The sequence below is a fragment of the Bacillus sp. UNCCL81 genome, assembly GCF_900112535.1.
Lineage (GTDB): Bacteria > Bacillota > Bacilli > Bacillales > Bacillaceae_G > Gottfriedia > Gottfriedia luciferensis_B.
On sequence record NZ_FOMF01000015.1, the window covers coordinates 48,112 to 72,493 of the forward strand.

The 24,382-nt window shown below is 36.0% G+C and carries 21 protein-coding genes; 2 read left to right on the forward strand and 19 right to left on the reverse strand.

The window, feature by feature from the left end:
• Window positions 1-98: 98 nt before the first annotated feature.
• Window positions 99-983 carry a diacylglycerol kinase gene (locus BM319_RS22055; RefSeq protein WP_025569121.1) on the reverse strand — a complete coding sequence of 295 codons (885 nt, stop codon included), beginning with the start codon at window positions 981-983 and terminating at the stop codon, window positions 99-101.
• Window positions 984-1,245: 262 nt separating this feature from the next.
• Between BM319_RS22055 and BM319_RS22060 the strand changes: the two genes are divergently transcribed.
• Window positions 1,246-1,713, forward strand: a complete 468-nt coding sequence (locus tag BM319_RS22060; protein ID WP_025569123.1) for a formate/nitrite transporter family protein — start codon at window positions 1,246-1,248, stop codon at window positions 1,711-1,713.
• Between the two features lie 59 nt (window positions 1,714-1,772).
• On the opposite strand, the gene gatB is transcribed toward BM319_RS22060, so the two are convergent.
• From gatB to pcrB, 9 genes are all read right to left on the reverse strand, one after another.
• Entirely contained in the window at window positions 1,773-3,203 is a 1,431-nt protein-coding gene (gatB, locus tag BM319_RS22065) for an Asp-tRNA(Asn)/Glu-tRNA(Gln) amidotransferase subunit GatB (RefSeq protein ID WP_069032661.1), read from the reverse strand.
• A 15-nt stretch (window positions 3,204-3,218) separates the two neighbouring features.
• Window positions 3,219-4,673 carry an Asp-tRNA(Asn)/Glu-tRNA(Gln) amidotransferase subunit GatA gene (gene gatA / locus BM319_RS22070; RefSeq protein ID WP_069032660.1) on the reverse strand — a complete coding sequence of 485 codons (1,455 nt, stop codon included), beginning with the start codon at window positions 4,671-4,673 and terminating at the stop codon, window positions 3,219-3,221.
• Window positions 4,674-4,687: 14 nt separating this feature from the next.
• Window positions 4,688-4,978 (reverse strand): Asp-tRNA(Asn)/Glu-tRNA(Gln) amidotransferase subunit GatC, encoded by a 291-nt coding sequence (gatC, locus tag BM319_RS22075; protein WP_069032659.1) that lies wholly within the window; start codon window positions 4,976-4,978, stop codon window positions 4,688-4,690.
• Window positions 4,979-5,265: 287 nt separating this feature from the next.
• Window positions 5,266-5,790: a deoxycytidylate deaminase gene (locus BM319_RS22080; protein ID WP_069032658.1), complete on the reverse strand. Its 525-nt coding sequence runs from the start codon at window positions 5,788-5,790 to the stop codon at window positions 5,266-5,268.
• A gap of 240 nt (window positions 5,791-6,030) precedes the next feature.
• Window positions 6,031-7,578, reverse strand: coding sequence for an L-glutamate gamma-semialdehyde dehydrogenase (gene pruA / locus BM319_RS22085; RefSeq protein ID WP_069032657.1), 1,548 nt, complete (start codon window positions 7,576-7,578; stop codon window positions 6,031-6,033).
• Window positions 7,579-7,780: 202 nt separating this feature from the next.
• Window positions 7,781-8,983, reverse strand: a complete 1,203-nt coding sequence (locus tag BM319_RS22090) for a CamS family sex pheromone protein (RefSeq protein ID WP_069032656.1) — start codon at window positions 8,981-8,983, stop codon at window positions 7,781-7,783.
• 73 nt (window positions 8,984-9,056) lie between these two features.
• A complete protein-coding gene (gene ligA, locus BM319_RS22095) occupies window positions 9,057-11,057 on the reverse strand; it encodes an NAD-dependent DNA ligase LigA (RefSeq protein WP_069032655.1) in 2,001 nt (666 codons plus the stop codon).
• A gap of 16 nt (window positions 11,058-11,073) precedes the next feature.
• On the reverse strand, window positions 11,074-13,251 hold the full coding sequence (pcrA, locus tag BM319_RS22100) for a DNA helicase PcrA (RefSeq protein WP_091024716.1): 2,178 nt from the start codon (window positions 13,249-13,251) through the stop codon (window positions 11,074-11,076).
• A complete protein-coding gene (pcrB, locus tag BM319_RS22105) occupies window positions 13,251-13,949 on the reverse strand; it encodes a heptaprenylglyceryl phosphate synthase (RefSeq protein ID WP_069032653.1) in 699 nt (232 codons plus the stop codon). The genes pcrA and pcrB overlap by 1 nt, the downstream gene beginning before the upstream one ends.
• A 222-nt stretch (window positions 13,950-14,171) precedes the next feature.
• On the opposite strand from pcrB, the gene BM319_RS22110 reads away from it, so the two are divergent.
• Window positions 14,172-14,429: a YgaP family membrane protein gene (locus tag BM319_RS22110; protein WP_069032652.1), complete on the forward strand. Its 258-nt coding sequence runs from the start codon at window positions 14,172-14,174 to the stop codon at window positions 14,427-14,429.
• 109 nt (window positions 14,430-14,538) lie between these two features.
• Here the strand turns inward: BM319_RS22110 and purD are convergent, their stop codons facing one another.
• The 9 genes from purD to purC form a co-directional block, all read right to left on the reverse strand.
• Window positions 14,539-15,804 carry a phosphoribosylamine--glycine ligase gene (gene purD / locus BM319_RS22115; protein WP_091024718.1) on the reverse strand — a complete coding sequence of 422 codons (1,266 nt, stop codon included), beginning with the start codon at window positions 15,802-15,804 and terminating at the stop codon, window positions 14,539-14,541.
• A 19-nt stretch (window positions 15,805-15,823) separates the two neighbouring features.
• Window positions 15,824-17,359, reverse strand: coding sequence for a bifunctional phosphoribosylaminoimidazolecarboxamide formyltransferase/IMP cyclohydrolase (gene purH / locus BM319_RS22120; RefSeq protein ID WP_091024721.1), 1,536 nt, complete (start codon window positions 17,357-17,359; stop codon window positions 15,824-15,826).
• Window positions 17,360-17,408: 49 nt separating this feature from the next.
• On the reverse strand, window positions 17,409-17,972 hold the full coding sequence (purN, locus tag BM319_RS22125; protein ID WP_056474733.1) for a phosphoribosylglycinamide formyltransferase: 564 nt from the start codon (window positions 17,970-17,972) through the stop codon (window positions 17,409-17,411).
• A complete protein-coding gene (gene purM, locus BM319_RS22130; RefSeq protein WP_091024723.1) occupies window positions 17,972-19,009 on the reverse strand; it encodes a phosphoribosylformylglycinamidine cyclo-ligase in 1,038 nt (345 codons plus the stop codon). Before purM ends, purN begins: the two co-directional genes overlap by 1 nt.
• A gap of 85 nt (window positions 19,010-19,094) precedes the next feature.
• Entirely contained in the window at window positions 19,095-20,507 is a 1,413-nt protein-coding gene (gene purF, locus BM319_RS22135; protein ID WP_069032648.1) for an amidophosphoribosyltransferase, read from the reverse strand.
• Entirely contained in the window at window positions 20,492-22,711 is a 2,220-nt protein-coding gene (gene purL, locus BM319_RS22140; protein WP_069032647.1) for a phosphoribosylformylglycinamidine synthase subunit PurL, read from the reverse strand. Before purL ends, purF begins: the two co-directional genes overlap by 16 nt.
• Window positions 22,695-23,378 (reverse strand): phosphoribosylformylglycinamidine synthase subunit PurQ, encoded by a 684-nt coding sequence (purQ, locus tag BM319_RS22145; RefSeq protein ID WP_069032646.1) that lies wholly within the window; start codon window positions 23,376-23,378, stop codon window positions 22,695-22,697. The genes purL and purQ overlap by 17 nt, the downstream gene beginning before the upstream one ends.
• Window positions 23,375-23,629 (reverse strand): phosphoribosylformylglycinamidine synthase subunit PurS, encoded by a 255-nt coding sequence (gene purS, locus BM319_RS22150; protein ID WP_069032645.1) that lies wholly within the window; start codon window positions 23,627-23,629, stop codon window positions 23,375-23,377. The genes purQ and purS overlap by 4 nt, the downstream gene beginning before the upstream one ends.
• Window positions 23,617-24,339 carry a phosphoribosylaminoimidazolesuccinocarboxamide synthase gene (gene purC / locus BM319_RS22155; protein ID WP_069032644.1) on the reverse strand — a complete coding sequence of 241 codons (723 nt, stop codon included), beginning with the start codon at window positions 24,337-24,339 and terminating at the stop codon, window positions 23,617-23,619. The genes purS and purC overlap by 13 nt, the downstream gene beginning before the upstream one ends.
• Window positions 24,340-24,382 lie beyond the last annotated feature (43 nt).

Genomic DNA, 24,382 nt, shown 5'->3' on the forward strand with positions numbered 1-24,382 from the left:
ACCTTTCAACCTTTTATTAAACCATTTCATTATACAAAATAAATAACCACGTTAACTACCGTGGTTACTTTTTCTAGTATTTACTACTATTTCACTTATTATGGTACATAGATTTCTAGGTGGTTGTAAAGCATATCGACAGTACATGGTGTTTCTCCACCGTACTCACCATCAATATTTAATAGTAGTTTATCATCAGACATAATTTTCAAATGGCTTGCTCTAGTATAAAGAACATGTTCATTTTGTACATGCTGGCCACTTAATAGCTGAGCACATACTCTGATGATTTCAGCTATATTTGATTTCTTTAAGACTAATAAGTCAAATTGTCCATCATTAATACTTGCTTCAGGTGCAATTTTTTCAAATCCACCAACAGAATTTGTATTCGATAATAAGAACAAAAATGCTTCTTCATCAAATACTTTTCCATCATACTCAATTTTTAATCGTGTAGGCTTAACTCTTGGTAACATTTCAATACCTTTTAAATAATATGCTAGCTGTCCTAACATTGTTTTTAGTTTACTAGGTACTTCATATGTTAATTCTGTAATTTTACCGGCAGCTAAAATATTTACAAAATATTTATCATCAACTCTTCCAATATCAAGAGGCACAGTTTGCCCATTTGTTATGACTTCAGCCGCTTCCATAATTGAAACATTCACACCAATTGCTCTAGCAAAATCATTTGTTGTCCCAACTGGGATTAATCCTAACTTTGGTCGATATTCTTGTTCTGCCATACCACTAATGACTTCATTAAGTGTTCCATCTCCACCGCAAGCTACAACTAAATCAAATTTTCGTTCACATGCTTCTCTTGCTGCCATTGTCGCATCACCTGCACCAGTTGTTGCATGACAAGAGGTTTCATAACCCGCTTGCTCGAACAATTGCAACACATCGGGAAGCTTTTTCTTAAAAATTTCACGACCAGAAGTAGGGTTGTAGATAATTCTTGCACGTTTCATCATTAACCATCCTACTTATTTATTTAAGTTCTCTAACTTATATCCTAACCTAAAAAGATTTTGTAGTAAACTTTTTCCATTTACTTATCTATTTTTACCTTTCTAAAGCATGTTCAAACCCATATTGAAAAGCAATATTATATTATATTAAATTTATATTACATTCGTTTCTTTGCTATATTTTTCTACCGTTTTGAACAACTTAATCATTATAGTACATATTGATGATAAAAACATTAAAGTAGAATTAAGGATTGATAATGAGATGGATAACAAACCGTTCGTGAATGTAGAGTATTTTGCTCTAAAAAAGTTAAAAATTTATCGAGATAGTGTTTTGCGTTTTTTATTAAGAGCAATAATGGCTAGTATGTTTATAGGCTTCGGGGTTATCGTAGCATTTAAATCAAGTAATTTCTTTCATGCTACGTATACACCTTTTGCCTACCCAATGGCTGCTATAACAATTACTGTCGCCATTCTTCTTATTGCATACGGTGGAGCTGATCTATTTATAGGAAACATATTTTATTTTGCCTATACTGCCATAAGAGGAAGAATGAATTGGCTTGAGGTGCTAAATTTGTGGCTTATAACTTACATTGGAAATATACTAGGTGCTGGCTGTTTTTCTTTATTAATTCATGTAACAGGATTATATAACGATCCAACAGTAAAGTGGATATCCTTTTGTATGCACCAACAAGCCAACCATATTATTGAGTCATTTTGACTTTAAATGTACAAAAAAACTACGGAGCTTATAGTCCGTAGTTTTTTGTATTGAAAATCTTATCTTTTTTGAATTTCTTCCATTAAGATCTTATTTAATAGTGGTGGATTCGCTTGGCCTTTAGTCGCTTTCATCATTTGACCAACAAGGAAGCCAATAGCTCGGTCCTTACCATTTTTAAAGTCTTCAATTGATTGTGGGTTAGCATCAAGAGTTTCGATAACGATTTTACGAAGAGCGCCTTCATCAGATAATTGTACTAAACCTTTCGCTTTTACAATTTCATTTGCGTCTCCACCGTTTTCGATTAACTCAGTGAATACTTTTTTCGCAATCTTAGAAGAGATCGTACCGTCTGTAATTAACTTAAGCATACTAGATAAGTTTTCAGGCGTTAAAGCAACTTCATGTAGTTCTTTTTGTGATTTATTTAAGTACGCTGAAACTTCACCCATTAACCAGTTAGATGCTAATTTTGCATCTGCACCATTGTTTACTGTTTCATCGAAGAAATCAGACATTTCTTTTGTTAAAGTTAATACCATTGCATCGTATGCTGGTAAACCTAATTGGTCTACATAGCGTTTTTGACGAGCATCTGGAAGCTCCGGAATACTTTGGCGAACACGTTCTTTCCACTCATCATCAATGTATAGTTCAACTAAGTCTGGCTCTGGGAAGTAACGGTAATCATCCGATCCTTCTTTTACACGCATTAAGATTGTAGTCTTTGTAGCTTCATCGTAACGACGCGTTTCTTGTTGGATTACTCCGCCAGATAATAATACTTTTTCTTGGCGAACTTGTTCGTGCTCTAGTCCTTTTTGAACGAAAGCAAATGAGTTTAAGTTCTTTAATTCTGCTTTTGTACCGAATTCTTCTTGTCCAAATGGACGTAAAGATATATTAGCATCACAACGAAGTGATCCTTCTTCCATTTTTACATCTGATACACCGCTGAATTGAATAATTGACTTAAGTTTTTCTAAATATGCATAAGCCTCTTCAGGAGTTCTCATATCCGGCTCAGAAACGATTTCAATTAATGGAGTTCCTTGACGGTTAAAGTCTACTAATGAATAACCTTCATCTGTATGATTTAACTTTCCAGCATCCTCTTCTAAATGAACGCGCGTAATACCGATACGTTTCTTTTTGCCACCAACTTCAATTTCAATCCATCCATTTTCACCAATCGGCTTATCAAATTGAGAGATTTGGTAAGCTTTTGGATTATCAGGATAGAAGTAGTTTTTACGGTCAAACTTTGTTTCAGTTGCAATTTCACAATTTAACGCCATTGCTGCCCTCATACCAAAGTTTACAGCTTCTTCATTTAATACTGGTAACACACCTGGGTAACCTAAATCAATTACACCAGTGTTTGTATTTGGTTCTGCACCAAACGCATTAGGGCTTGGTGAGAAGATTTTTGATTTTGTTTTTAATTCTACGTGTACTTCTAAACCGATTATCGTTTCAAAATTCATCTTTCCCGCGCCTCCTTATAGTTGTGGTCTTTGTTTTGTAAAGTCAGTTGCTTGCTCGTATGCATGGGCAACTCTGTAAATTGTAGACTCATCAAAATGTTTACCGATAATTTGTAATCCTAATGGAAGACCATTATGGAAACCACAAGGAACAGAAATCGCAGGTACACCCGCTAAGTTAATAGGAATCGTTAAAATATCATTTGCGTACATTGTCATTGGATCACTTACTTTTTCGCCTACTTTAAATGCAGGAGTTGGTGTAGTTGGGCCAATAATAACATCATAGTTTTCAAATACTTTCTCGAAATCTTCTTTTATTAATGTACGAACTTGTTGAGCTTTTTTATAGTAAGCATCATAGTAACCAGAACTTAATGCATAAGTACCTAACATGATACGACGTTTTACTTCGTCTCCAAAGCCTTCAGCTCTAGTTTTCTTATAAAGATCAATTAAGTTTTCTACATCAGCTGCACGGTGACCGTAGCGAATACCATCGAAACGAGCTAAGTTAGCAGATGCTTCAGATGAAGAAATTAAATAATATGTAGCTAATGCGTATTTAGAATGTGGTAATGAAACCTCTTCCCAAGTAGCACCTAGGCTTTCTAATAAATTTAAAGCAGCCATAACAGATGCACGAGCTTCTTCACCAACGCCTTCTCCTAAATATTCTTTAGGTACAGCGATACGAAGACCTTTTACATCACCTGTTAACGCCTTAGCAAATGAAGGAACTTCTACATTAGCTGAAGTTGAGTCACTTGCATCTAATCCTGAAATTGCTTGTAATAACAATGCATTATCTTCTACATTTCTAGTAATTGGTCCAATTTGGTCTAGTGAAGAAGCAAATGCTACTAAACCAGAACGAGATACACGACCATATGTAGGTTTTAAACCAACAACTCCACAAAATGAAGCTGGTTGACGGATTGATCCACCTGTATCAGAACCTAAAGAGAATAATACTTCTCCAGCAGCTACTGAAGCTGCAGACCCACCGCTACTTCCGCCTGGTACGTATTCAGTATTCCAAGGGTTACGAGTACCACCGAACGCAGAATTTTCATTAGATGAACCCATTGCAAATTCATCCATATTTAATTTTCCGATCGTAATGCTTTCAGCTTGAGCTAATTTCGTTACAACTGTCGCATCATAAATTGGATTGAAGTTCTCAAGAATTTTACTCGCACAAGTAGTACGAAGACCCTTTGTAACGATATTATCTTTTACACCAATAGGCATACCAGCAAGGATTCCACGAGACTCATCCCAAGGCTTTTCATCAAGTGCTTTAGCTTGTAGACGCGCTTGCTCTTCATTTAAAGTTAAAAATGATTTTACTTCACCATCAACTGCAGAGATTCGCTCATAAGATTCATTTACTAATTCTTCTACCTTAATCTCTTTTGATTTTAATTTGCTATGTAATTCTGAAACTGTATATTCAAATAATGACATTCTAATTTCCCCCCTTAATCCAATATTGACGGTACTTTAACTTGTCCATCTTTGTGGTCTGGTGCATTTTTCAGTACCTCTTCAATTGGTAAACCTTTACCTGGCTCATCTTTACGTAATACATTACGCATTTTCAGGACATGTGTAGTTGGTTTCACATTTGTTGTATCAAGTTCACCTAACTGCTCAGCAAAATCTAAAATTGCTCCAAGTTGTTTTGAAAACTTCTCTGCTTCTTCCTCAGTCACCGCTAAACGCGCTAAATGAGCAACGTGCTTAACTTGCTCCATTGTAATTTTTGACATTTATATGCACCTCCATATTATTCGCACAACATACAATATACTGATAATACCAAATTTCCCATGTGTCGGGCAACATTCCACTTAAATACAAGCAAAATAATTACAGACTGTCCGCCAAACGGTCTCTTTCTTCGTTACTTACCTAACTGAAGCTCATTATCGTATAGGATAACTCCGCTCCTCATTAGGCTAAACGAACCTCAAAAGACATTCGCTTCCAAACAGTCTGTACATCAAATTCTTACATATACAATTAATCAAACGTTTGTTTAAATTTGGACTAAAGTTTATTCAGCAGGGATTCTTGTTAGTTCAATTCCATATTTTTTAAAATACTCAATTGAATAATCATCCGGATACCCTACATTATATACAACTCTAGTAATCCCCGCTCCATTTATCATTTTTGCACAAGCTCGACACGGTGCAGTTGTACAATAGATTGTCCAATTATCACCTTTCGTTTTTTGAATTCCTGATTGTACTAGTTGATAAATTGCATTTTCTTCAGCATGGAAAGCATCACAAGGATACTGATCTGAGTATTTACCACTATCTAATAACCCTTCTTGACGAGCAGCAAAGCGTGGACATCCCCCATCGATACAATGCTTAGCTCCTTTCGGATATCCATTATATCCAGAAGCAATTATTCTATTATCACTTACAATAACTGCTCCAACCCTTCTACTTCCGCAAGTTGAACGAAGAGAAGTTATAAATGCCTGTCCTAAAAAATAAGAGTCCCAATCATCACGAGTTCCTAATGGAATTGAATCTACTAATTGAATAATTCTCTGTAAAATTTGCATGATATCCCTTCTCTCTGTTCACTATCATTTATATAAAATTATAGCATAATAATATGGGGAAGGGCTTTGCTTGGAAATATTTATGTTATGTCTTCTCCAATAATGTGAACCATTTCTGATTACGTTCGATTATACATTTTTTCCTAACATTTAAAAAATATAAAAAGAAACCCACAAAGAAATTTCTTCGTGGGTTTACTCTTTTATAGGTTGTCCATAAGACAAGCCATTTCTAATCTATTAAAGCATTTCTGAAGTTGTTTTACCTTGCATGTGAAGAACTAGGTAGTCTGGTCCGCCTGCTTTTGAGTCAGTACCTGACATGTTGAATCCACCAAATGGTTGGTAACCAACGATTGCACCAGTACATCCACGGTTGAAGTATAAGTTACCAGCGTGGAAGTCTTCACGTGCTTTTTCGATGTTTGCACGGTTGTTAGAGATAACAGCACCTGTTAAACCGTATTCAGTATTGTTAGCAATTTCTAAAGCGTGATCAAAATCTTTAGCTTTGCAGAATGCTACAACTGGTCCAAAGATTTCTTCTTTCATTAAACGAGCATCTTCAGCAACGTCAGCAACGATTGTTGGTTTGATGAACCAACCAGTAGAGTCGTCTCCTTCTCCACCTGTTACTACACGGCCTTCTTCACGTCCGATTTGTACGTAGCTCATTACTTTATTGAAAGCAGCTTGGTCATTAACTGGACCCATGTAAGTTGAACGGTCTTCTGGGTTTCCAACAGTTAATTCGTTTGTTAATTCGATTGCACGAGCAAGAACTTGATCATACACATCTTGGTGAATTACTGCACGAGAACATGCTGAACATTTTTGACCAGAGAATCCGAATGCAGATGAAACGATTGATTTAGCAGCTAATTCTAAATCAGCTTCTTTATCAACTACCATTGTGTCTTTACCGCCCATTTCAGCGATAACACGTTTTAACCAGATTTGACCTGGGTTTACTTTTGCAGCACGCTCATAGATACGAATACCTACTTCTTTAGAACCAGTAAAGCTGATGAAACGAGTGCGTGGGTGATCAACTAAGTAATCTCCTACTTCAGCACCACTACCTGGTACGAAGTTTACTACTCCTGCAGGTAATCCAGCTTCTTCTAATACTTCTAAGAATTTGTAAGCAACTACTGGAGTTGTACTTGCTGGTTTTAATAGAACAGTGTTACCTGTTACTACAGCAGCTACAGTTGTTCCAGCCATTATTGCAAATGGGAAGTTCCAAGGAGAAATTACAACGCCAACTCCTAATGGAATGTAGTTGAAACGGTTATATTCACCAGGACGGCTTTCAACAGGAATTCCGTCTTTTAATTGTAACATTTGACGAGCATAGAACTCTAAGAAATCAATTGCTTCAGCTGTATCAGCATCAGCTTCATTCCAAGGTTTACCAGCTTCTTTAGTTAATAAAGCTGAGAATTCGTGTTTACGACGACGAATAATTGCAGCCGCACGGAATAAGATGTCAGCACGAACTTCAGGTTTAACTTTTTTCCATGTATTAAAAGTTGTATCAGCAATTTGCATAGCTTTTTCAGCTAAGTCACGACTTGCTTTAGATACAGAACCAATAACTTCTTTATGATTTGAAGGATTTACAGATACGATCTGTTCTTCTGTAAAGATACGCTCTCCACCAATGATTAGTGGATATTTTTCACCTAAATAAGATGAAACTTTTGCTAATCCTTGATTGTATTGTTCTTGATTTTCCTCTAAGCCAAAGTTAGTAAATGGCTCATGTTTGTAAGGTATAACCATTGAATAAATCCCCCTTTAGTTTGAAAATAGCAACAACTGTAACCGTTTTTCATTCAGTTTTTTCAGTCAATTGCTAGTAGAATAACTACTCTATAAAAAACTCACATATACATAATACAATATTCCTATATATTCTTCAAATATGAAACGCTTACAGATTCTTCCCTTATATTAAAAAAAAGGAAGAGTAGTCCTCTTCCTTTTAGTTATAAATATGCACACTTGGTTCCTTAGCATCTACCTCTTTTACGATGAGTGCTTCCTGTCCATTTGATGAGAATATATTCGTCTCAACCTTTAAGTATGAAGGGAAATGGTCCATCATAAGTCCCGCTACATACTGAGTAAAAGCTATGACTTCTGCCTTACCATAAAATTGCATAGGTATATCAATTTTTAGTTGTATTAATTCATTATCCTTATAAAAACCAGTGCCTACAACACCAGTATAATTCGGAAAATAATTTTCTATATCTGATTTAAAATTAACCATTTTCATTGCATCATCTCGGTAATCTGCAGTTGCAGCAGCTGAAGGGAATAAATAGTATTTCTCATTTATTTTATCCCAATTGCTAATTGAGAAGTCATTTCCAGAAACTGATGTCATTGCAACATAGTTTCCAGGTACTACAGATGATTGGCTTTGCTGACGGAAAATAGCAAATGTAATTGGTATATCTTTAAATTCGTCCATTTTTCGCACTCGCGTCAAAATTTCTTGAGCGATCGCTTTACCTTGTTTAATCATTTCATCTTGAGGAATTTTAAGCTCTCTTGGGTAGCCGTGCTCCTCTTGATAATAATAAACAGAGTTCATTGCTAAACCAATTGCTACACCCTCAACTTTAACTTCTTTTCCGTCCTTTTTTAGATAATCCTGTTCTAAAATAGAATTTAAAAATATCGGAGCTTGTTTAGCCTTTTGATCTTCCGTAAGATTTTTTGTATCCGTTTGAATTGGATTCAATCCATCATTTGTAATTGAACTTGGCTTTAAATTTGCGCTCTTAAGTGCATCTTGTTTTTGTTTAAATTGTGAAGGAGTATACTTCCTTTTTAGCCAAGATTCCACTGTTTTTTTACTTAATAATTGTCCTTCTTGATACAAGTAATCTTTTGTTGAATATTGCTCTTGTACAATTCGCATTAAACCTAATTCAAATTCACTAATATCAAGTCTATTATCGATATTTGCAACGACAGCACCTCTTGTTTTACTTGGTTTAAATGGAAGTATTGTCTTGTAGTAGTCATTTGAAATTGAATAGCGGGGTATGATTGCGTCTTCCCCTTTTTTATTATTGCTCTCTTGTACAACCTTATCTTCATTCTTTATTGATAATGAACAGCCAGATAAGATGAGCGAAAGACAACATAGGAGCATTCCTATACGTTTTTTCATCTAACTCACACCTTCTACTTATTAAGTGAACGAACCACTACCTCATTAATCCGCCCTCTTGTTGATTGAACTATTATTGTGGTTGAAGCTCTTTAATCATTCTTTCTTCATCCCAAATCTCGATATTTAATTTACGTGCTGCATCTAATTTCGATCCAGCAGCCTCACCTGCAATGACTAAATCAGTACTCTTACTAACACTTCCTGCTACTTTTGCGCCGAGTGCTTCTAATTGCTTTTTAGCCTCACTTCTAGTCATCTGTTCTAGCTTACCAGTTAATACTACTGTTTTACCAGCAAAAAGAGAATCCATATTCATATTTTCTACTTGAATCCCTTTATACTCAGTATTTACTCCAACCGTTTGAAACGTTGAAATAAGTTCTTTTACTTCGTCTTGTGAAAAATAATCATTAATTGACTGGGCCATTTTAGAACCAATTTCATTAATTCCGGTAATTTCCTCAACCGCTGCTTCCATCAGTCGATCAATTGTTTGGAAATGCTGGGCTAATGTTTTTGCTGCTTTAGCTCCAACATGACGAATACCTAAACCAAATAATAATTTTTCAAGTGAATTTTCTTTAGAAGCTTGTATTGCAGAAATTAATTTATCTGCAGATTTTTCTCCAAATCGTTCAAGTGATAATAATTGTTCTTTCGTTAGAAGATAAAGATCTGTAAATGTCTTAATCAAATTAGCATCGAATAATTGCGCTACTACTCTTTCGCCTAAACCTTCGATATTCATTGCATCACGAGACGCAAAATGAATTAATCCTTCACGAATTTGAGATGGGCAGAAAGGATTTACACAACGTAGTGCTACTTCACCTGTGACTCTTATTAACTCATGATCACATGAAGGGCAGTGAGTTGGCATTGCAAAAGGCTGTTCATCACCAGTACGACGATCTAGTAGAACATTTACTACTTCAGGAATAATATCTCCAGCCTTGCGAATAACGACTGAGTCACCAATTCGAATGTCTTTTTCTTTAATTAAATCTTCATTATGAAGCGATGCACGTTTTACTACTGTACCTGCAACACGAACAGGTTCTAAAATTGCAGTTGGTGTTACTACACCTGTACGTCCAACACTTAATTCGATATCTACTAATTTTGTAACTACCTCTTCAGCTGGGAACTTAAATGCAATAGCCCATCTTGGTACTTTTGCTGTTGAACCTAACTTTTTCTGAATACTGTATTCATCCACTTTTATGACAATTCCATCAATCTCATAAGGCAATGATGGTCGTTTTTCTTTCCATTCCTCAACGTATTCAATTACTTCTTCAATTGTATGGCATGTTTTGCGGAAAGTATTTGTTTTAAATCCAAGTTTGTGAAGATAGTCCAATGCTTCGCTATGCTTTTGAATTGAAAATTCCTCGGCTGTAGGGAATCCATAAACGAAGAACGATAAATCTCTCTTTGCAACAATTTTCGGGTCAAGTTGGCGCAATGAACCTGCCGCTGCATTTCTTGGATTTGCAAATAATTCTTCCCCGTTCTTTTCACGCGATTCATTTACCTTTTCGAAGCTAGCTTTTGGCATGAATGCTTCACCACGAGCCTCTATTGTAATTGGCTCAGAAAGTCTTAATGGAATGGCTTTAATCGTCTTTAAATTATGCGTAATATCTTCTCCAACTGTACCATCACCACGAGTTGCACCTTTGACAAACAATCCATTTTCATATTGTAAGGAAACAGCTAAACCGTCTATTTTAAGTTCACAAACATAAGATACTCCCGCTGAATCCTGTCTAATTCTTTGGTCGAAATCTCTTAAATCTCCTTCATTAAACGCATTTCCAAGGCTTAACATAGGATGACTGTGAACGACTTTTTCGAACAAATCAATTGCCTGTCCACCTATACGTTGAGATGGAGAATCTGGTGTTAAAATTTCAGGATATTGTTCTTCCAATCCTATCAATTCATGTAATAGTAAGTCATACTCGGCATCTGGCACTGATGGCTGATCTAATACATAATACTCATAGTTGTATTGATTTAATTTTGTTCTTAGTTCTTCAATTCTATCAATGATTTTTTGATCCATGAGCTCTCCATCCCTTCTATGCTTTCGTAATAGGAGCAAATTTTGCTAATAAACGCTTAATACCAACTGGACTTGGGAATGCAATATCTAACTCCATTGCTTCGCCTTCTCCTTTTACACTTACAACTGTACCAATTCCCCATTTACCATGAGAGGCTTTATCTCCAACTCTCCAACCGAGTGACTCTCCACCTGTTGTTTTCATTGCCACTGCTGGTCTAGAAACTGCACGGCGCTCTGTTACTACTTTCTTATTAGCACGATCTAATAGTTCATCAGGAATTTCATTAATAAAGCGAGATTCTTGGTTTACACTAGTACGACCATAAAGTGTACGTGTTTGTGCATTCGTAATATATAAATCTTTTTCCGCACGTGTTATACCTACATATGCTAATCTTCTTTCTTCTTCCATTTCTTCTTCGTCCATTAAAGAACGACTATGCGGGAAAATACCTTCTTCCAATCCGATTAGAAAGACTACTGGGAACTCTAATCCTTTTGCAGAGTGAAGCGTCATAAGGATAACTTCATCCGCTTGTGACTCTTCTTTATCCGCTTGGTCGATATCAGATACTAATGCTAAATCAGTTAAAAATGATACTAAACTTTTATCCTCACTGCTTTCTTCAAAAGCATTTGTAACTGTTAAAAACTCTTCAATATTTTCGATTCTAGAAGCAGATTCAATAGTATTTTCATCTTTTAACACTTGGATATAACCTGTTTTATCAAGAACTTCCTCAACAAGCTCCGTAACTGATAAATAATCCAACATTTGCTGCCAGTTTTTCGCCATAGCATGGAAATCTCCAACTGCTTTCGTAATTTTTCCACTTAATCCAACGAAATCAATTTGCTCTAACGTATCAGATAAAGATAAGTCATTCATTATGCTATAGTTAATAATTTTATCTACAGACGCCGCGCCTACACCACGTTTTGGCACATTAATGATTCTTGAAAAACTGATCTCGTCATCTGGATTGGCAATAAATCTTAAGTAAGCAAGTATATCTTTAATCTCTTTACGATCATAGAACTTTACTCCGCCGACCATTTTATAAGGAATATTAGACTTAACTAAAACTTCCTCCATTGCACGTGATTGCGCATTCGTACGATAAAGAATAGCAACATCACCATATTGATGAACTCCTTCTTTTTTCCACTCGGCTAGCTTTCCAGCTACAAAATATCCTTCGTCCTGTTCTGAGGCAGCTCTAAAATAATGTATCGGTGTGCCTTGTCCATTTTCTGTCCAAAGCTTTTTCGCTTTACGGTTTGAATTGTTCGTAATAACCGCGTTAGCAGCATCAAGAATGGTTTGAGTCGAACGGTAATTTTGTTCTAACAGAATTACTTGTGCTTTATCATAATCTTTTTCAAATGAAAGAATATTAGAAATATCTGCTCCACGCCAGCGATAAATCGATTGGTCTGAATCACCTACCACGCAAATATTTTTGAATTGCTCGGCAAGTAATTTTACAATTTTATATTGGGCATGGTTTGTATCTTGATACTCATCCACGTGAATATATTGAAATTTTCGTTGATAATATTGTAATACTTCTGGAACGCGTTCAAACAAATTAATTGTCATCATAATTAGATCATCGAAATCTAAAGAATGGTTTTTACGTAGTCGATCTTGATAAGATGCATATATTTCTCCAACAACTTTTTCATATGGAGTAAAAGCATCTCTTGAATAATCTGTAGCAGTTTGTAGTTCATTTTTTGCACTACTAATAGAACCTAAAATGCTACGTGGATCAAATTTCTTTGAATCTAAGTTTTTCTCTTTAAGGATATTTTTTATGACTGTTAATTGGTCAGTTGTATCTAATATAGAAAAGCTTCTATTGAAGCCAATACGATCAATATCTCTACGAAGAATTCGCACACACATTGAGTGGAATGTTGAAACCCAAATATCTTCTGCATCTTTTCCAACTAGATTAAATATACGCTCTCGCATCTCTCTAGCTGCTTTATTTGTAAATGTGATTGCAAGTATATTCCAAGGAGCAACACCTTTTTCGCCTAATAAATACGCAATTCGATGAGTTAGTACTCGAGTCTTACCTGAACCTGCTCCAGCCATAATTAATAAAGGACCATCAACCGTTTTAACGGCTTCTTTTTGCATTGGATTTAAACCTTGCAATAATTCTTCTGCTGTTTTCATTACTTCGTCGCTCCTTCTTTCACAGCTTTCACAGTAAGTAAAGCCTCTTGTAAGTTATCATATATAATGTTCCCAACAACAATCGTATCAGCAAATTGCTTCATCTCAATTGCTTGTTGAGCTGATGATATTCCCCCACCATAGAATAATTTCGTATTGTTTAATACTGTTGATACTTCTTCTACCACCTGGGGTGAACCATATGTGCCACTATATTCTAAATAAAAAATTGGTAATTTTAATAATTGCTCAGAAACTTCCGCATAAGCTACAATATCTTCTATTGAAAGATCTGTCACTGCACTTGTCAGCTTTGCAGCTTTACAATCTTCATTTAATATACAATAACCTTCCATCACCAATTCTTCAGCATGAACTAAATGAGCAAATTCTTTCATTGCTTGTTGATGCATTCCAATAATCCACTTTGGATCATTACTATTTAAAACTGTCGGGATAAAATAGAAATCATAACCTGGAGTTACGGCTTCAAGATTTGATACCTCTAAAATACATGGTACTGCATAGCGTCTTATTCTAACTAGTAAAGATATCGTAGCATCTAACGTTACATCGTCCGTTCCACCAACTAAAATTGCATCCGTTCCTGACTCACAAATTTTTTCTAATTCATCATCAGAGATTTCTTTGTTTGGATCTAATTTAAATATGTGATTCCATTGTGAATAATCGTACATTTTGTCCTCCGGAATTGTTTTTTAACATTAATTTATCTATTTTTATTAAGTACTTTTTATCAAAAATATAAATGTATTGTATCTTATTAAAAAGGAAAAGTAACCCTACGTCCCCATTTTAAGTAATTAATGCTAATTGTTTCCTATGATATTGAAACAATTAAAGGGAAAAATGGTAAAGAGTGATGTAGTCACTGATACTTATTATAAGGGGAGTTTCTTTTGAGACCAAATATTAGCATTATAAATGCACTTATACGTATAACTGCTGGCTTAACAATTTTAGCTTATGGCACAGCAAAGCTCACACGCAGAAGATGTAGTAATTCTGTCATCATTTTAATCATAATCGGTGCCATGAAAGTTGCAGAGGGAGTATTACGTTTTTGCCCAATGACTGCTCTAGGTAAGAAATGTAAGATTATGGCAGATAAACACGACGAGGGAGATACATTCGAAGATTATATTCAACCTTCATAAAAGTAGTTTATCAAAAATGGAGTAGATTGTATAGACAAAAATAGAACACTAGTTCTTATTTTAACAAGAAATAGGGTCGTCATTAATCATAAATGACGACCCTTTCTTGCTAATTATTTACTTTAATTGCTTTATGCCCTATATCGTGGCGATAGAATAAACCTGTTGATTGAATCGTATCAATTTGCTTATATACATTTTCGCAAGCTTCATTAATGGAGCTTCCTTTATGTGCAATAATTAATACTCTTCCACCATTTGTAACATATTCATTACTTTCAAGCTTTGTACCTGCGTGGAAAACCATTGTTTCATTACTTACATTATTTAATCCAGATATTACAGCGCCTTTTTCAGGAACTTCAGGATATCCATTTGCAGCAAGTACAACTCCAACAACAGCTTCCTCTGACCATTCTAAATGGATTTCTTCTTCATTCAATATGCCTAATAACACTTCAGCTAACTCACTCTCTAAACGAGGCAATACAACTTCTGTCTCTGGATCTCCAAATCTTGCATTAAACTCGATTACTTTAGGTCCTTGGCTTGTTAACATTAAACCAGCATAAAGTATTCCAGTAAAATCCCTTCCTTCAGAAATCATTGCTTCTGCGACTGGTACTACTATTTCTTTTAAAGATTGTTCAACAACTGACTCTGAGATTTGTGGTACTGGCGAATAAGCACCCATACCACCCGTATTAGGTCCTTTGTCTCCATCATAAGCACGTTTATGGTCTTGAGCGATTACCATAGGATAAACCTTATTTCCGTTAACAAACGACATTAACGAGAATTCTTCGCCCTCCAAATATTCTTCAATTACTACAGATGCACTTGCATCGCCGTACTTTTCATCAAGTAGCATGTCATGAAGGCTTATGATTGCTTCTTCAATTGTCATCGCTACAACTACACCTTTACCAGCTGCTAAACCGTCAGCTTTAATAACGATTGGTGCACCAACTTTTTCAACATATGCTTTTGCTTCTTCAAAATTAGTAAATGTTTCATATGCTGCAGTCGGGATAGCGTATTTTTTCATTAAATCCTTTGTAAAGCTTTTACTTCCTTCAATAATTGCCGCTTCTTTAGTTGGACCAAATATCTTTAAATTAGCAGCACGAAAATCATTTACAATTCCGTTCATTAAAGGCACTTCAGGACCAACGATTGTTAAATCAATTTCTTCCTTTTTTGCAAATGCAATAAGTGCTTCATGGTCACTTTCATCAATATTGACAAGTGTTGCAACATCAATCATTCCATCGTTTCCTGGAGCAACAAATACGTCTGTTACATTCTCCGATTGATTTACCTTCCAAGCAATTGTATGCTCACGGCCTCCGCGACCAATGACTAATACTTTCATCTTGTCATCTCCTTATTTCTTAATGTTTAAAGTGACGAACCCCTGTAAAGACCATTGCAATTCCATATTCATCAGCTTTTTTAATTGAATCTTCATCCTTGATTGATCCGCCCGGTTGAATAATTGCTGTAATACCAGCTTTAGCCGCTGCTTCTACTGTATCATTCATAGGGAAAAATGCATCGGAAGCTAACGCCGCGCCATTTGATTTTTCGCCAGCTTGTTCAATCGCGATTTTTGCAGCTCCAACACGGTTCATTTGACCTGCACCAACACCGATTGTCATATGATCCTTCGCTAAAACAATTGCATTTGATTTAACATGTTTTACAACTTTCCAACCTAATTTTAAATTCTCCCACTCTTCTTCAGTCGGTTGACGTTTTGTAGGAACTGTAATTGTTGCATCATCTAATCCAAATGTATCCATATCTTGACGTAATAAGCCACCATGAACTGTCGTTAATTTAGGTGCAAACGTAGGTTTAGTCTCTAAGTCTACTGTTAATAAACGTAAGTTCTTTTTACTAGTTAAGATTTCTAAAGCTTCTTCACTGAATGAAGGAGCGATAATAATTTCTAAGAATAATTCGTGCATTTTCTTAGCAGTTGCAGCGTCAACTTCACGGTTTGTCGCAATAATTCCTCCAAAAATTGAAACTGGATCTGCAGTATAAGCACGATCATAAGCTTCTTCAATTGTAGTGCCTTCGCCTACTCCACAAGGATTCATGTGTTTTACAGCGACAACAGCTGGATTTGAGAATTCTCGTACAATATTTAATGCTTCATTAGCGTCATTAATATTGTTATAAGAAAGCTCTTTACCATGTAATTGCTCTGCATAAGCAATAGACGAAACTGTTGGCATTGGAGCACGATAGAATGTCGCTTTTTGGTGAGGATTTTCACCATAACGTAAAGATTGTTTTAATTCGTAAGTAACAGTATAGCTCTCAGGATTTTCTTCTCCTACTTGCTCTGTTAAATAATTAGAAATTAATGAATCATAAGCTGCAGTATGACGGAAAACTTTAGCAGCTAATCGACGATTCGTATCAATAGAAACTGTATTATTTTCAGCTAACTCAGTTAAAATCACTTCATAATCTGTTGGGTCAACTACTACAGATACAAATTCATGATTTTTAGCTGCTGAACGAAGCATTGTAGGGCCACCGATATCGATATTTTCAATTGCATCTTCAAATGTAACATCAGGCTTCATGATCGTTTCTTTAAACGGATATAAATTTACACAAACTAAATCAATTGGCTGAATACCTAACTCGTTCATTTGACGCATATGTTCTTCATTTGAACGAACACCTAGTAAACCTCCGTGAATTGAAGGATGTAATGTTTTTACACGTCCATCCATAATTTCTGGAAAGTTAGTTACTTCTGAAATACCAATTACATTTAATCCAGCATCTTTTAATAAATTATAAGTTCCACCTGTTGAAATAACTTCAAAATCATGTTTAATTAACCCACTTACAAATTCAATAATCCCTTGTTTATCTGAAACGCTAACTAAAGCTCGTTTTTTCATGATATACATTCCCCTATCTAATCGATTTCATGCTCTATATCTAATCTGATTAACTAAACAATTTTTTTAGTGTTTGCACATATAAAACATGCTCGACACTATGAACCTTCTGCTCAAGAGACTCCTTAGAATCTCCCTTTTCAATCAGAATTTCTTCTTGCGCAATAATTGGACCAGTATCCATTCCTTCATCGACATAATGAACCGTTACACCAGTCGATTCGACACCTGCTAGGAGAGCTTGTCCAATTGCGTCTTTTCCAGGAAATAATGGTAGAAATGAAGGATGAATATTTACTATTTTCCCAGGAAATGAGTCTAAAATTGTCGGACCAATCAATCTCATATAGCCAGCTAATACGATAAATTCGACATTTAACTCTTTTAGATGGGCAATAATTTCACCTTCATATTGCTCTTTTGATTCATAGTTTTTCGCTGAAAATATAAATGATGGTATATTTGCTTGCTTTGCTCGCTCGATACAAAATGCATTTGGACGATCACAAACAAGTAATTTCACTTCAGCATTCACTTCTCCGCTTAGAGTTGCATCAAGAATGGCTTGAAAGTTGCTGCCATTTCCTGAAGCAAATACGGCAATCTTCTTCATTACAGAGAACCTCCGCCAAAGGTTACACCTTCACCAGCTTTTGTTCGTCCGATAATAAATACTTTTTCTCCGTCTTCTTCTAATAGTTTAATAGTGTCATGGAAGTTCTCTTCACTAACCGCAAGAACCATACCAATACCCATATTAAAAATATTGAACATTTCTTCGCGCTTCAATTCACCAATCTCTTCTAATAAATCAAAGATTGGTTGGATTGGCCATGAACCGTAATCTATTTCTGCACCGATTCCTTCTGGAAGCATTCTTGGGATATTTTCAATAAACCCACCGCCAGTAATATGTGCCATACCTTTTACTTCAAACTTTTTTAGTACATTTAAGATTGGTTTTACATAAATTTTAGTTGGACGTAGTAGTTCTTCGCCTAAAGTATGACCTAATTTATCAATATGTTGATCAAGTGTTAAGCCACCTTTTTCTAATAAAACCTTACGAACTAGAGAATATCCATTACTATGGATCCCGTTTGATGAGATTCCTAATAAGATATCTCCTTCTTTAATGTTTTGACCTGTTACAAGCTTCGACTTGTCAGCAATTCCTACTGCAAAACCAGCAACGTCATATTCATCTTCTGGATACATACCAGGCATTTCTGCAGTTTCTCCTCCGACTAAAGCGCAGCCTGCTTGGACGCAGCCATCAGATACACCTTTTACAATTTGCTCAATTCGTTCAGGTACAGCCTTGCCCACTGCTAAGTAATCTAGGAAAAATAAAGGCTCCGCTCCTTGAACCACAATATCATTCACACACATCGCGACTGCATCAATGCCAATCGTATCGTGACGGTCCATTTGGAAAGCTAATTTTAATTTTGTTCCTACTCCATCTGTCCCTGATACAAGAACTGGTTCTTTATAGTTGAATTTGGAAAGATCAAACATTCCTCCAAATCCTCCTAATCCACCAAGAACTTCTTGACGCATTGTTTTTTGAACGTGTTTCTTCATTCTGTTCACTGCTTCATAGCCAGCTTCGATATCTACTCCAGCTTGTTTATATGCATTCGCCATGTGATGATTTCCCCTTTCAGTTCCTTATGAAAAGATTCAATTGAGAAGAGGCGGCGACTTTGCTCACCGCCTCTGTTTTTTACTATTAATTATGAGAATGTACTAACTCATTTTCATCATAGATTACTGTTGGATACTTCCCTGTAAAACAAGCAGTACATTGCCCTCTATTTGGTCCCTCATGATTTCGACCAATTGCATTTAATAATCCTTCTAAACTAATAAATTCTAATGAATCTGCACCAATTTCTTCGCAAATTTCTTCTATTGTATTAGTTGCAGCAATTAACTCTTCTCTTGTTGAAGTGTCAATACCGTAATAGCAAGGATTTTTCAATGGTGGTGCGCCAATACGAACATGAACTTCACTTGCACCTGCATCACGTAACATTTGTACGATTCGGCGGCTTGTCGTTCCACGAACGATTGAATCATCTACCATTACTACTCGTTTCCCTTCAACGATCGAACGAACTGGAGAAAGTTTCATCTTAACCCCTTGCTCTCTAAGTTCTTGAGAAGGTTGAATAAATGTACGAGCTACGTAGCGATTTTTAATCAATCCAAGTTCATATGGAATACCAGATTCTTCTGCGTAACCAACTGCTGCAGAAATACTTGAATCGGGAACACCGATTACTACGTCTGCTTCAACAGGAGCTTCATTAGCTAATACACGCCCCATATTTTTACGTGCGGCATGAACATTGATATTATCAATATTACTATCAGGACGAGAGAAATAAATATATTCCATGCTACAAATTGTGTGATTAACAGATGAAGTAAACTGATCAGTTTCCACTCCATTGTCTGAAATAATCAGTAATTCTCCCGGATTAATATCACGGATATATTTTGCTCCGACTACATCAAATGCACACGTCTCTGAAGCTACAACATAAGCGTCACCTAGTTTAGCTAACGCCAAAGGTCTAAAGCCATTTGGATCTAGTGCAACATACATTGCATCTTTTGTTAGAACTAAGTAAGCGAAAGCTCCTTTGATCATATTTAAAGATGCTTTAATGCTATCTTTTAATGGAGCAGAGCCATTACGTTTAATTAAATGAGCAAGAACTTCAGTATCAGAAGTAGTTTGAAAAATACTACCTTGCATCTCTAAGTCTTTACGTAATCTTGAAGCATTTACTAAATTACCATTATGAGCAAGAGCAATGCTTCCAGTATGCGATTGGAATAATAGAGGCTGAACATTTTCATAACCGCCTCCGCCTGCAGTTGCATAACGAACATGACCAATAGCAGCTTTTCCGTGTAAATCATTTAATTGACCTTTACTGAAAACCTCTGTTATTAAGCCAAGCCCCTTTGCACCTTCAAGTTCATTTCCATTCGTTACAACAATTCCAGCTCCTTCTTGGCCTCTATGTTGCAAACTATGAAGACCATAGTAGGAGATTTGGGCAGCATCAGTATGCCCCCAAATTCCAAATATTCCACACTCTTCGTTTAGTCCTTTTATTTCAGCAAGCATGGGATCGCCTCTTTCCAAGCTTGTTTCAGTTCCTCAACCGAAGCATGAAGAACTGTTTCATTGTTTTCATTACGAACTGTTACTGATGTTTCTTCTGTAACTGTACCGATTAACTTTGCATCTACTAATGCTTCGAATTGTTCTTTATGTTCAGGTTTAACTGAAAGTAAGAAACGTGATTGAGTTTCACTAAATAATGAAACTACTTCATTTCCTTCAATCGTAATCGTTGCACCAACTTCTGACGGACCAAATGTGCTTTCTGCAATCGCTACAGCTAAACCACCTTCAGAAATATCGTGTGCTGAAGCAACTACACCTGCTTGAATAGCAGCAAGAATTTGCTCTTGGCGACTAGATTCAACAGCTAAATCAATACTTGGTGCTTTACCAAAGATTTTGCCATTTAATAATTTTTGAAGCTCACTTCCACCGAATTCAGCTTCTGCTCCACCGATTACATAAATTAAATCGCCAGCAGTTTTAAAGTTTTGAGTCGTGATATGCTCGACGTCTTCAATTAGACCTACCATACCAACTACAGGAGTTGGGTAAACTGCTTCACCATTTGTTTCGTTATATAATGATACGTTACCACCGATTACAGGAGTACTTAATACATTACAAGCTTCACTCATACCATCTGTTGCTTTTTCTAACTGCCAGAAAATCTCAGGTTTTTCAGGATTTCCGAAGTTTAAGCAATCTGTAATTGCAAGTGGACGAGCTCCTGAACAAACTACATTACGAGCTGCTTCTGCTACTGCAATTTTCCCACCAACTTCAGGATCTAAATATAAGTAGCGTGCATTACAGTCAGTTGTCATTGCTAGAGCTTTTTTAGTATCACGAATTCTGATTACTGCAGCATCTGAACCTGGAGCAACTACTGTATTTGTACGAACCATATAATCATACTGACCGTAAACCCACTCTTTACTTGCGATTGTAGGTTGAGAAAGTAATTGTTTTAACGTTTCTTTTGAATCACTAATTTCAGGAATATAGTTTTCCATCGCTTGGAACTCACCATAATATGCAGGTTCAGTTGATGGCTTATGATATACTGGAGCTTCTTCAGCAAGAGCATCTACAGGTAATTCAGCTACAACCTCACCTTTATGAAGTAAGCGAAGCATCTTATCATCTGTAACGCGTCCTACAGAAACAGCATGTAAATCATACTTTTCAAATAAGTCTACGATTTCTTGCTCTCTACCTTTTTCTACAACTAGTAACATACGTTCTTGAGATTCAGATAGCATCATTTCGTAAGCTGTCATACCCGCTTCACGTTGAGGAACTAAATCAAGATTCATCTCAATTCCCATTCCTGCTTTTGAAGCCATCTCAGCAGATGAAGAAGTTAATCCAGCTGCGCCCATATCTTGAATACCAACAAGAGCATCATTTTGAACAACTTCTAAACATGCTTCAAGTAATAACTTTTCCATAAATGGATCGCCTACTTGTACCGCTGGGCGTTTCTCATCAGATGCATCAGATAACTCTTCAGAAGCAAAAGTTGCACCATGAATTCCGTCACGACCAGTAGAAGCACCAACGTACATTACTGTATTTCCAGCACCGTGCGCTTGACCTTTTTTAATATCTTTATGATTGATCAATCCAACACACATTGCATTTACTAAAGGATTGCCTTCGTAACATGGATCGAAGTTTACTTCTCCACCAACTGTTGGAATACCAATACAGTTTCCATATCCAGCAATACCTGCAACTACTTCTTCAAATAAATACTTAACTCTTGGAGTTTCTAATTCACCAAATCGTAAAGAATTTAGAAGTGCAACAGGACGTGCTCCCATTGAAAATACATCACGAATAATTCCACCTACACCAGTTGCAGCACCTTGGTATGGTTCAATTGCAGAAGGATGATTATGGCTTTCGATTTTAAATACTACAGCTTGCTCATCGCCAATATCAACAATACCTGCTCCTTCACCTGGTCCTTGTAAAACATGCTCACCGCTTATTGGGAATTTACGTAATAAAGGTTTTGAGTTTTTATAACTACAATGTTCAGACCACATTACTGAGAATAATCCAAGCTCTGTATAGTTCGGATTGCGACCAATAATTGATTTGACTAATTGAAACTCTTCATCAGTTAAGCCCATAGTGGCATAAATTCTATCATTTTCAATTTGAATTGGATTTGGCTCAAGAAGTAACGACATGGTTTTCCCTCCAGTTTCTTACAATCGAACGAAATAGTTGAAGTCCGTCTGCACTACCTAATAATGCATCAACTGCACGCTCAGGGTGTGGCATCATACCTAATACATTTCCTTTTTCATTAACAATTCCTGCGATATCATCTAAACTACCGTTCGGATTATTTTGATAACGGAAAATTATCTGATTATTATTTTTAAGTGATTCATATGTTTCTTGATCGCAATAGTAATTTCCTTCACCATGTGCGATTGGCACAGTAATTACTTGACCTTTTTCATAACCAGTTGTAAACATTGATTCATTGTTTTCAACAACAAGCTCAACTTGTTTACACATAAATTTTAATTTCTCATTACGTCTAAGAGTACCTGGTAGTAGACCTGCTTCAGTTAGGATTTGGAATCCATTACAAACGCCAAATACTGGTTTACCTTCAGCAGCAGCTTTCTTCACGGCATCCATCACGTTTGCAAAACCTGCAATTGCGCCAGAGCGTAAGTAATCTCCATATGAGAAGCCACCTGGTAATAAGATACCATCAAATTCATCTAAATTCGTTGAATCATGCCATACGTATTCTACTTCTTCGCCTAACTCATCTTTGATTGCATGATACATATCAACATCACAATTTGAGCCCGGGAACACAATTACTGCAAACTTCACTGTGCGACTACCTCCTCTACCTCATAACGGTAATCTTCAATTACGATGTTTGCTAATAACTTTTCACACATTTCTTTTACTGTAGTATCTAAATCTGCAACATTTTTATCAATTAATAATTCCATATATTTACCGATACGAACATCTTGAACTTCGCTAAAATTCATGCTATGAAGTGCATTTTTAACTGCATTTCCTTGTGGATCTAAAACACTTTCTCTTAATGTAACGAATACTCTTACTTTGAACATGATAATCCCCCTAAGCGTTTTAAAATTTCTTCGTATCCATCTGTTAAGTTACCTAAATCTCTACGGAATACATCTTTATCAAATTTTGCGTTTGTATCTTTATCCCATAATCGGCAAGTATCTGGTGAAATCTCATCTGCTAACAAAATTGTTCCATCATTTAATTTGCCAAACTCTAATTTAAAATCAACTAATCGAACATTACATGCATTAAACTGTTCTACTAGTACATCATTAACACGGAGAGCAATCTCTTTAATTGTTTCAAGATCTTCAGTTGTTGCTAGTTTAAGTGCAGCGATGTGATCTTCATTAATAATTGGATCACCTAAGTCATCACGTTTGTAATAAAACTCAATGATTGGCTTTTCTAACTTAACACCTTCATCTAAACCCATGCGTTTCGATAAGCTACCAGCAACGATATTTCTAACAACTACTTCAATTGGTACAATTGTTACTCGTTTTACAAGTTGTTCAAGTTCTGATGTTTTTTCTACGAAATGAGATGCAATACCTGATTCCATTAACTTTGAAAATAGTAAACTAGTAATTGCATTATTCAAGCGACCTTTACCGGCAATTTCTGCTTTCTTTTCACCGTTAAATGCAGTTGCTGAATCTTTGTACACAACTCTTACAATTTCAGGATTCTCAGTTGAGAAAATTCTTTTTGCTTTTCCCTCATATAACATTACTTGCTCTGCCATGCTAACAATGCCTCCCATATCCTCATTTAAACACCCAATAGAT

Bases quoted from the DNA above. Each gene is read 5' to 3' on its own strand.
- BM319_RS22055 (WP_025569121.1), bottom strand. From the start codon at position 983: ATGATGAAACGTGCAAGAATTATCTACAACCCTACTTCTGGTCGTGAA.
- BM319_RS22060 (WP_025569123.1), top strand. From the start codon at position 1,246: ATGGATAACAAACCGTTCGTGAATGTAGAGTATTTTGCTCTAAAAAAG.
- gatB (WP_069032661.1), bottom strand. From the start codon at position 3,203: ATGAATTTTGAAACGATAATCGGTTTAGAAGTACACGTAGAATTAAAA.
- gatA (WP_069032660.1), bottom strand. From the start codon at position 4,673: ATGTCATTATTTGAATATACAGTTTCAGAATTACATAGCAAATTAAAA.
- gatC (WP_069032659.1), bottom strand. From the start codon at position 4,978: ATGTCAAAAATTACAATGGAGCAAGTTAAGCACGTTGCTCATTTAGCG.
- BM319_RS22080 (WP_069032658.1), bottom strand. From the start codon at position 5,790: ATGCAAATTTTACAGAGAATTATTCAATTAGTAGATTCAATTCCATTA.
- pruA (WP_069032657.1), bottom strand. From the start codon at position 7,578: ATGGTTATACCTTACAAACATGAGCCATTTACTAACTTTGGCTTAGAG.
- BM319_RS22090 (WP_069032656.1), bottom strand. From the start codon at position 8,983: ATGAAAAAACGTATAGGAATGCTCCTATGTTGTCTTTCGCTCATCTTA.
- ligA (WP_069032655.1), bottom strand. From the start codon at position 11,057: ATGGATCAAAAAATCATTGATAGAATTGAAGAACTAAGAACAAAATTA.
- pcrA (WP_091024716.1), bottom strand. From the start codon at position 13,251: ATGAAAACAGCAGAAGAATTATTGCAAGGTTTAAATCCAATGCAAAAA.
- pcrB (WP_069032653.1), bottom strand. From the start codon at position 13,949: ATGTACGATTATTCACAATGGAATCACATATTTAAATTAGATCCAAAC.
- purD (WP_091024718.1), bottom strand. From the start codon at position 15,804: ATGAAAGTATTAGTCATTGGTCGCGGAGGCCGTGAGCATACAATTGCT.
- purH (WP_091024721.1), bottom strand. From the start codon at position 17,359: ATGAAAAAACGAGCTTTAGTTAGCGTTTCAGATAAACAAGGGATTATT.
- purN (WP_056474733.1), bottom strand. From the start codon at position 17,972: ATGAAGAAGATTGCCGTATTTGCTTCAGGAAATGGCAGCAACTTTCAA.
- purM (WP_091024723.1), bottom strand. From the start codon at position 19,009: ATGGCGAATGCATATAAACAAGCTGGAGTAGATATCGAAGCTGGCTAT.
- purF (WP_069032648.1), bottom strand. From the start codon at position 20,507: ATGCTTGCTGAAATAAAAGGACTAAACGAAGAGTGTGGAATATTTGGA.
- purL (WP_069032647.1), bottom strand. From the start codon at position 22,711: ATGTCGTTACTTCTTGAGCCAAATCCAATTCAAATTGAAAATGATAGA.
- purS (WP_069032645.1), bottom strand. From the start codon at position 23,629: ATGTTCAAAGTAAGAGTATTCGTTACATTAAGAGAAAGTGTTTTAGAT.
- purC (WP_069032644.1), bottom strand. From the start codon at position 24,339: ATGGCAGAGCAAGTAATGTTATATGAGGGAAAAGCAAAAAGAATTTTC.